Raw genomic sequence first — 1,708 nt, 5'->3', positions numbered from 1 at the left:
ATTTCCCATAATGAAAAATGGGATTAAATGAAAAATCCCCCTAACCAAGTAGGAGGATGCTAATAAAGATGGTTCGAGGAAACCCTTGTCCCATCAGCCTCGGCAAATGCCGAGAGGCTATTAAAGGATAGAGAGGAGAAGTGACGATGGGCAATTTAGTATTCGAAGAGATTCAAGAAGAGCATCTGCCTTGGATCAGAACGATTTATAATTACTACGTCCAAAATTCAACCATATCCTTTCATACGGAACCGCTCGCCTTGGATGAGATTCGAGCAAATGTGATTCATCCTAATCCGAGGTACAAATCCTACGTCATTTTAGAGGAAGGTGAGCTTAAGGGCTACATTCTTATCACCCAGCACAAAAACAAGCAAGCCTACGATGTGACAGCCGAAGTAACGATTTACCTCGACCCGGATCACTTAGGTCAAGGAAAAGGGAGCAAGGCAATTGCCTTTCTGGAAGAGCAAGGACGGGCCAGCGGCTTCCACGTGTTGATCGCAACCATCTGCACCGAAAATGAAAGAAGCATTCGCTTGTTCGAGAGACATGGCTATATGAAGTGCGCTCACTTCAAAGAGATTGGCTTCAAGTTCGGTAGGAAACTCGATATTGCCAGCTATCAGAAAATAATAAAATGAAACAAAATAGGGAGATGCTTATTAGTCTAGGCTAATTAAAGCATCTCCCTATTTTACGGCTACTCGTTCAAACGCAGCTTCTTATTCAAATATTTTAATGCCTTCTCCGTACAAACCTCGCTCAGCTCAGCATTGACGAAGGCTCTTGCTTTTGCTAGATCGTCTGTCGCGGGCAGCTCTTTGCCAAGCGTTACGCGCAGCCAGTGGTCGGAGCTCTCAAAGCACATGCTGCTCCAGCCGCCTTCGAAGTCGCTTTCCTGTGCTCCGGTGATGACAATATCCGCGAAGTTCTGAAGCTCTACCAGCGCTCGATCGTAATCCTTTTTTTGTTCCTTGGCCGTAAGCTGACTCTCTTTGCGCAATAGACGCGAATCGATATTGCCGGCTTCCTTAATGATATGATACATATTTTTTGCGTGCTGTGACATGAGGCCGTTGTTATATCGCTCATCCACACTTCTTCCCAGCGTCAACAGCGGCTGAATGTAAGGGAACAGGTCAATGTGAATAAAGGATAATTTGCTGCCAAAAAACTTTCCGTATGCCGCGTGCTCGTCCTTTACGATTTTGACGCGCCAAAGCCACGGATCCAGCTCTGTATCTGTATGCCAGTTGTCGCTGGGAACGACCGAAGTGAGGGAAGGATGCTCAGGAATCAAATCAGAAAACGGAAAAATCTTATATTGGCCAACAAGCTTTACGAATTCCGGATACGTTGAGATACTCATGCGCTCACTCCTAAATATGGACTAATGAATCTATTCTATTACTATCCATAATTATCCTTCCTCACACTCCCCAAGGCAACATAGATAATTGTAAAGTCCAAGCCGAAAATAAGCAGAGCGAGCAATTTGTTTAATGGCATACATCGTTTATGGTCTGAATCATGTAATAGTCCTTATTTTGGGATAAAAGAAACTTTTTACTGATTGAAAACGTCATCATGACTTATGCAGTTCATGAGATTAACCGGTAATTGTGAGAATCTATGTTTGAATAAACCGGCCACATGGTCATGGAGAGATTCTTAGGCCAGTATGCTGAAATAAGGCTTGCAAAAC

The 1,708-nt window shown here is 43.9% G+C and carries 2 protein-coding genes; one reads left to right on the top strand and one right to left on the bottom strand.

Annotated elements, in window-relative coordinates:
- Window positions 1-146: 146 nt before the first annotated feature.
- Window positions 147-644, top strand: a complete 498-nt coding sequence (locus AC2TDN_RS26435; RefSeq protein ID WP_482068814.1) for an N-acetyltransferase family protein — start codon at window positions 147-149, stop codon at window positions 642-644.
- A gap of 59 nt (window positions 645-703) precedes the next feature.
- On the opposite strand, the gene AC2TDN_RS26430 is transcribed toward AC2TDN_RS26435, so the two are convergent.
- Window positions 704-1,372 (bottom strand): AlkZ-related protein, encoded by a 669-nt coding sequence (locus tag AC2TDN_RS26430; protein WP_482068815.1) that lies wholly within the window; start codon window positions 1,370-1,372, stop codon window positions 704-706.
- Between the last annotated feature and the right edge of the window lie 336 nt (window positions 1,373-1,708).

The sequence above is a fragment of the Paenibacillus sp. Y660 genome, assembly GCF_057221575.1.
The sequence above is the reverse complement of the archived record's forward strand: the minus strand, read 5'-3'. Positions and strand labels throughout refer to the sequence as shown.

What these genes read in the sequence shown, in the direction of transcription:
- AC2TDN_RS26435 (WP_482068814.1), top strand. Translation starts at nt 147, where the DNA reads ATGGGCAATTTAGTATTCGAAGAGATTCAAGAAGAGCATCTGCCTTGG.
- AC2TDN_RS26430 (WP_482068815.1), bottom strand. Translation starts at nt 1,372, where the DNA reads ATGAGTATCTCAACGTATCCGGAATTCGTAAAGCTTGTTGGCCAATAT.